Below are 6,979 nucleotides of genomic sequence, written 5' to 3'. Positions count from 1 at the left end.
TATAACGTATTTTCAATAAAATCAAGCATATAATTTGATTTTTGACTGGTTTTTAAAGAAAAAAAATTGTAATTTTTAACCATAAAAACGGGGGCTCAAACGACAGGCTGTTGGACAGCCTGTTCAGCCTTCCTGAACCCGAAAAAACAGCGAGGGAACATGAGTCTCATTGTTCAGAAATTCGGGGGCACGTCGGTGGGCGACATCGACCGCATCCGCAACGTGGCCAACCGGGTGATCAAAACGTACAAGGCCGGTCACGACGTGGTGGTGGTGCTGTCGGCCATGGCCGGCGTCACGGACAGCCTGATCCGGCTGGCCAACCAGGCCTCCACCGATCCGGATCCGCGGGAACTGGACGCGCTCATGGCCACCGGCGAGCAGACCACGGTGGCGCTCATGGCCATGATGCTGACCGACATGGGCTACAAGGCCCGCTCCCTGCTCGGTCACCAGGCCGACATCCTGACCGATTCGGCCGCCACCAAGGCGCGCATCATCAGCATCGGCGACGCCAAGATCAAACAGCTGCTGGCCGAAAAATACATCGTGCTGGTGGCCGGCTTCCAGGGCTATGACAAGGATGGCAACATCACCACCCTGGGCCGGGGCGGGTCGGACACCTCGGCCGTGGCCATTGCCGCCGGCATCAAGGCCGATGTCTGCGAAATTTACACCGACGTGGACGGCGTCTACACCGCCGACCCCTCGGTCTGCAAAAAAGCCCGCAAGCTGCCCGTCATCTGCTATGACGAAATGCTGGAAATGGCCAGCCTGGGCGCCAAGGTATTGCAGATCCGCTCCGTGGAATTTGCCAAAAAATACAACGTGCCGGTGCACGTCAGAACATCTTTCAGCGAGGAGGAAGGAACCATGGTTGTTGATGAAGAAACCGTTGGAATGGAACGGGTGATTATTTCGGGAGTGACCTGCACCAAGGATGCCGCCCGCATTACCTTTACCAGGGTGCCGGACCAGCCGGGCGTTTCTTCCAAGATCTTCTCGCCCCTGGCCGAGGCCAACATCCTGGTGGACATGATCATTCAGAACACCCGGGCCAGCGGCAACACCGACCTGACCTTCACCGTGCCCCGGGGGGATTTCAAGAAAGCCCTGGCCATTTCAAAGAAAACGGCCAAGAAGATCAAGGCCGAAGACGTGCTGACCGCGGAAAACATCGCCAAGGTCTCGGTCATCGGCGTGGGCATGAAGAGCCATTCGGGCGTGGCCGCCACCATGTTCGCGGCCCTGGCCAAGGAAAACATCAACATTATGATGATCAGCACCTCGGAGATCCGCATCTCCTGCGTGATCGAGGAAAAATACGCCGAACTGGCCGTGCAGGTCCTGCATACCGCCTTTGGCCTGGACAGCGAATCGTGAAGCACTTCACCGTCCGGCAGCTCATGTTCGTCATGGCTGCCGGACTTTCCATCCTGATGCTGTCGGCCTGGCTGCATTAGCCCGCCGGCGAAGCCCGGGTTAAACCGCTCCATTCTTCTTTAAAAATTCATACCGGTCCGCCAGGGCCGCAAAGACGTTGACCACGTCATGGGCGGTGGGATAGACCATGATGCCCTTGTTGAGCAGGTTGAGAATGGCCTCGTAATTGCGGCGGATGGCCAGGCGCAGAACCTTGGAAGTGACCAGCAGGGGCAGGCCCCACTTGCCGGAATACTCGATGAGCACCTGGCTTAAAGCCACCTCTTCATCAATCACCCGCCGGGCGCCTTTTTTGACCGGATTGTGTTCCTGGGGAAAATTGACCGGATCGACCATGGAATAAATCCAGCCGATGCCGTTGAAGATGACGCCGTCAAAGGCGCCGCTTTCCATGAGAATGGGGATAATTTCCCTGGGGCCGCCGTAGCCCAGGCCGGCCACCATGTCCACCGGGTTGTTCGGACTCCACCAGGCCGGAAGATGCTTCTTGAGTTCGGCAATGGTGGCCGGGGGAAGCGGCGCCAGATCCAGGCCCCTGTCCGCAAGGGCATCGGCGGTCAGTACGCCCTGGCCGCCGCCGCCGGTCAGTACACAGACCCGGCGGCCCTTTGGCAGGGGGGTGGTGACAAAGGCCGCGGCCAGCACGGCGGCTTCTTCCAGGGTCCGGGCGCGGATCAGCCCGGCCTGACGGCAGGCCCCGTCGAACACGTCATCCGAGCCGGCCAGAGACCCGGTGTGGGAGGAGGCGGCTCGGCCGCCCTCCCGGGTCCGGCCGCTCTTGATGATGATGACCGGTTTTTTCAGGGCCGTGTCCCGGGCTTCCCGGAAAAAGGCCCGACCCTCGCCGGCCCCTTCCATGTAAAGCAGCACAACCCGGGTGGCCGGGTCTTCCCGGAAATAGGCCAGGTAATCGGGCCAGGTAAGGTCGGCGCAGTTGCCGGTCGAGACCACCTTGGAACAGCCGAATCCGAACTCCGCGAGCTGTTCCGACAGCTCGGTGGAAATCCCGCCGCTCTGGCTGGCAATGCCGATGACGCCCGGGTCCGGCCGAAAAGTCGGGAACCAGGGATAAAATTTCGCGTCCGGAGCGGCGATGCCCTGGCCGTTGGGACCGACCAGCACCATTCCGCCGGCCCTGGCACGCTTGAGCATTTCATTCTGAAGGACCCTGCCCCTGTCGCCCAGCTCCGCGAAACCGGAGGTAATGACAATGGCCGCCGGAATGGCTTTGGCGACGCAATCGGAGATGACTTCCGGAACGCCGTCGGCCGGCACGATAATCACGGCCAGGTCGATCGGGCCGGGAATATCTTTTACCGAGGGATAGGCCGTCAACCCGTGAACCGCTTTTTCTTTAGGATTGACCGGATATATTTTGCCGGCAAAACCGCCCAGGAGAACATTGATCGAAACGATCCCGCCCCATTTGGCGAAACTGTTGGAAGCGCCGATGAGGGCCACGGACCGGGGAGAAAATATCTTTTCCATCTTCTGAATGCGTTCGTTCATTATCGCTGCCTTTGATCTGTCTTGCTGATTACCCCGGCCTGTGCCGGGGGCAAAGTTTTTTGTTATGGCCGGTATGAATAGCAACAGCGGTCATTCCTGTCAACCCGGGAGACGACATGGCCCGCTCCGCGGAGGGGTCAAGGGATCAAGGGGCCGAGGGTTTGTTATTGAAATATTTTACAATCGCTTCTATAGTTTTTTCTGATATGTCCATTTTTACCATGACTATCATTTTTTATTTAAGGAATCGACATGGGAACCGATATACATAAAATCAAATGGACCATGGCTGCCCTGGCCCGACTGGTGACATGGATCGTAAAGCTCTGGTTCGGAACGGTCCGGGTCAAGGTAATTGATCAGGACATTTATGATCAGTATTTTACCAACCACCGCACCACCGGCAATGTCGTGGCCGGGGCCTGGCATCGCAACGCCATTTTTTTCTTTTATCATTTCCGGAAATTGAACAACGCCTGCACCCTGGTCAGCCGCAGCAAAGACGGCGACTTCACGGCCAGGGTGGCGGAACTGTTCGGTTATGACGTCATCCGGGGGTCTTCATCCAAAGGCGGCCACGAGGCCCTGATGGAGATGGTGGATTACATGAACCGGGAACCGGCCAAGATCTGCGGCACGCCCATGGATGGCCCACGGGGGCCGGCGCGGGTCATGAAAAAAGGGATGCTGGTTCTGGCCATGGAAACCGACTCCTGGTTTATTCCCATGGCCTGCTCCGGAACCCGTGTCATCACCTTCCACAAGGCCTGGGATAAGACCATCATCCCCAAGCCTTTCAGCACCATATATATGACCTTCGGCACGCCGATCAAAATCCCGAAGGGCACTTCCAAGGAAGCGCTGGAAAAGATTAGAGAGGAAAAAGAAACCGAGCTGAACCGGATCACCGACCGGGCGGATGACATATCCGGATATGCCTGATCATTGTTTCCATCCGGCCGATAAGTTATAATCCGGCACATTTCTTTTTCGAGCAAGGTAAAGGAGATTCAGCCCCATGCCCATGTCAGACACCTTTAAGAAGCGCCTTTTCCCGAAGGTGGAAAAAATAGCCGACCACTTCGGCACCCCCTTCCATATTTATGACGAGGCCGGCATCCGCGAAACCGGCCGGGCACTGGTGTCCGCCCTGGCCGGGGCGCCAGGTTTCAGGGAGTTCTTCGCGGTCAAGGCCCTGCCCAACCCGAAAATCATGGAAATCATGAAGTCCATGGGATTCGGGTTCGACTGCAGCTCCATCCCGGAGCTGGTCCTGTCGAGGAAACTCGGCGCCGGGCCGGACGACATCATGTTCACCTCCAACAACACCTCGGCCGAGGAGTTCGCCGCGGCCCTGGCCGAAGGCGGCTGCATCCTCAACTTAGACGACATCTCGCTTATCGACAAGGTGCCCAAAATTCCCGACCTGATCTGTTTCCGCTACAACCCCGGTGAAAGGCGCACCGGCAACGCCATCATCGGCAACCCGGTGGAAGCCAAGTACGGCCTGACCCACGACCAGATGGTTGCCGCCTATCAGGCCGTGTATGACAGGGGCGTCCGGCGGTTCGGCCTGCACGCCATGATCGCCTCCAACGAACGCAACTACACCTACATGGTCACTACCGCCGAAATGCTCCTTGACCTGGCCGGGGAGATTTCCCGGGCCGTGCCCGTCCGGTTCGAGTTCATCAATATCGGCGGGGGACTTGGCATCCCCTACCGTCCAGAAGACAAACCCCTGGACATCAAGGCCATGGGGGAAAACATCGCCGCCGCCTTTTTCCGTTTTTCCCAGAACAACGGCTATGCGCCGAACCTGTTCATCGAAAGCGGCCGCTACATGACCGGCCCCCACGGTGCCCTGGTCACCCGGGTTATCAACCACAAGGACATTTACAGAAAATATGTGGGCGTGGACGCCAGTATGTCGGCCCTGATGAGGCCCGGCATCTACGGCGCCCACCATGAGATCAGCGTGCCCGGCCGGGAGGGTGGCAACCTGGAGCGGGTGGACGTGGTCGGTGCCCTGTGCGAGAACATCGACAAGTTCGCCGTCCAGCGCCTGATCCCGGAAACCCGGGAGGGAGACCTGATGGTGATCCATGATACCGGCGCCCACGGCATTGCCATGGGGTTCAACTACAACGGCCGGCTGCGGCCCAAGGAGCTGCTGCTGCGCGAAGACGGGGCCGTGGAGCTCATCCGCCGCCAGGAAACCATGGACGATTATTTCGCTACGCTGAAGTTTGAGAAAAAAGTTTTAAGTGATTAAGTTTTAAGTGGTTAAGTGTTAAGTGTTAAGTTTTAAGTGGTTGAGACATATGTGGTTAAGGTGTTGGCGGTTGGGGATGTTGAAGCGATCGATTGTAGTTGTTTTATTTTTTCAGATCAGTTGTTGACCTTACAGAATATTGAGGCTTTAATCACTTAAAACTTAATCACTTAAAACTTAACACTTAACACTTAACCACTTTTTTATCGACGTTCCGGCAATTTAAAACACTATAAAAGTCTACCGTACTTCTAATGAAACCCGTCGTCGTCATCATCGGTCGGCCCAATGTCGGCAAATCGACCCTGTTCAACCGTCTGACCCGGTCCATGGACGCCCTCGTCGACGACCTGCCGGGCGTGACCCGGGACCGTCATTACGGGAACGCCCAGTGGAACGACGTGCCCTTTACCATTGTGGACACCGGCGGTTTCATGACCGGCGATCCGGACGAGATCGTCACCCAGGTCAATTTTCAGATCCGCCAGGCCGTTGAAGATGCCGATGCCATCATCATGGTGCTCGACGGCAAGCATGGCCTCTCCCCATACGACCGGGAGATGATGACCCTTCTCCGGGATTGCGTCTGCCCGGTTTTCCCTCTGGTCAACAAGATCGACGGTGAGGGAAGCGAACCGAACAGTTATGAATTCCACAGCCTCGGCATAGAAAAAATTTATCCGGTGTCCGCCACCCATGGTTACGGGATCAACACCTTTCTGGACGAGCTGACGGCGGCCCTGCCCAAAGTTGAACCGGAGCCCGAGGAAGACGACAGAATCAAGGTGGCGGTGATCGGCAAGCCCAATGTCGGCAAGTCCACCCTGATCAACCGCATCCTCGGAGAGGAGCGGTTGATCGTCAGCGACATTCCCGGCACCACCAGGGACAGCCTGGATACCCTCTGCGAAAGAAACGGCCGTTCCTATCTGCTGATCGACACGGCGGGTTTGCGCCGGAAAAGCCGGGTGGAGGAAAAGCTGGAAAAGTTCTCCGCCCTGAAAACCTTACGAAGCATCGACCGCTGTGACGTGGCCCTGATTCTGATCGATGCCGCCGAAGGCGTCACCCAGCAGGACATCACCGTGGCCGGATACGCCTATGAAAACCGCTGCAGCTGCATCTTTGTCCTCAACAAATGGGATATGGCCAGGAAAGAAGGCAAAAAGATCAAATCCTATTTCGAGGACATCCGGGACCAGGCCAAATTCCTGAGCTTCGCCCCCATTGTTACGATTTCGGCCAAAACCGGCTGGCACCTGGACGACCTGTTCACGCAGATCAACGCGGTCTATGATCAGTACACCTGTCAGATCACCACCGGCGCCCTGAACACGATCATCAAAAATGCGGTGGAGCGGACCCAGCCGTCCCTGCACAAAGGCCATCGCCTGAAGTTCAATTACGCCACCCAGATCTCCACCCGGCCGCCGGCGTTTGTCTGCTTCGTCAATTTTCCCGATGCCGTTCACTTCTCCTACCAGCGTTATCTGATCAACGCCCTGCGGAAAGCCACCGGCCTGGACAAAATACCCCTGCGGCTCTTCTTCCGGGAAAAAACGGGACGAATTGATTATGCCGCCAAAAAGGGGAAAACGCCGAAACGAAATACGCCGAAACGAGCTAAATGAGTTTAGGGGGGGTAGCGTGGTTAAGTGTTAAGTGATTAAGTGGTTATGTATTTAAGTGATTAAGTGGTTAAGAAGATGAGCGGTATCCGATTACAAGAATACAAAACTAACACATAACAAT

Annotated in this window: 5 protein-coding genes; 4 read left to right on the top strand and 1 reads right to left on the bottom strand. The window is 56.8% G+C overall.

Annotated features, from left to right (window positions below; translation table 11 throughout):
- Positions 1–159 precede the first annotated feature (159 nt).
- On the top strand, positions 160–1,383 hold the full coding sequence (locus AB1724_04895) for an aspartate kinase (GenBank protein MEW6077124.1): 1,224 nt from the start codon (positions 160–162) through the stop codon (positions 1,381–1,383).
- 99 nt (positions 1,384–1,482) lie between these two features.
- Here AB1724_04895 and AB1724_04890 read toward each other — a convergent pair whose 3' ends face one another.
- Positions 1,483–2,952: a CoA-binding protein gene (locus AB1724_04890; protein ID MEW6077123.1), complete on the bottom strand. Its 1,470-nt coding sequence runs from the start codon at positions 2,950–2,952 to the stop codon at positions 1,483–1,485.
- Between the two features lie 252 nt (positions 2,953–3,204).
- Here AB1724_04890 and AB1724_04885 point away from each other — a divergent pair, with 252 nt between their 5' ends.
- The 3 genes from AB1724_04885 (at position 3,205) to der (ending at position 6,858) form a co-directional block, all read left to right on the top strand.
- The gene (locus tag AB1724_04885; protein ID MEW6077122.1) at positions 3,205–3,894 is read left to right on the top strand and encodes a lysophospholipid acyltransferase family protein; all 690 of its coding nucleotides are present in this window, start codon (positions 3,205–3,207) and stop codon (positions 3,892–3,894) included.
- 76 nt (positions 3,895–3,970) lie between these two features.
- Complete coding sequence (locus AB1724_04880) at positions 3,971–5,227, top strand: diaminopimelate decarboxylase (protein ID MEW6077121.1); 1,257 nt, start codon at positions 3,971–3,973, stop codon at positions 5,225–5,227.
- A 254-nt stretch (positions 5,228–5,481) separates the two neighbouring features.
- A complete protein-coding gene (gene der, locus AB1724_04875) occupies positions 5,482–6,858 on the top strand; it encodes a ribosome biogenesis GTPase Der (protein MEW6077120.1) in 1,377 nt (458 codons plus the stop codon).
- Positions 6,859–6,979 lie beyond the last annotated feature (121 nt).

Source organism: Thermodesulfobacteriota bacterium, assembly GCA_040753795.1.
In the GTDB taxonomy this organism is placed as follows: Bacteria; Desulfobacterota; Desulfobacteria; order Desulfobacterales; family Desulfosudaceae; genus JBFMDX01.
This window is presented reverse-complemented; position numbering and strand designations above follow the sequence as displayed.

Excerpts from the sequence above, each read along its gene's own strand:
- AB1724_04890 (MEW6077123.1), bottom strand. The coding sequence starts at position 2,952 with ATGAACGAACGCATTCAGAAGATGGAAAAGATATTTTCTCCCCGGTCC.
- der (MEW6077120.1), top strand. The coding sequence starts at position 5,482 with ATGAAACCCGTCGTCGTCATCATCGGTCGGCCCAATGTCGGCAAATCG.
- AB1724_04895 (MEW6077124.1), top strand. The coding sequence starts at position 160 with ATGAGTCTCATTGTTCAGAAATTCGGGGGCACGTCGGTGGGCGACATC.
- AB1724_04880 (MEW6077121.1), top strand. The coding sequence starts at position 3,971 with ATGCCCATGTCAGACACCTTTAAGAAGCGCCTTTTCCCGAAGGTGGAA.
- AB1724_04885 (MEW6077122.1), top strand. The coding sequence starts at position 3,205 with ATGGGAACCGATATACATAAAATCAAATGGACCATGGCTGCCCTGGCC.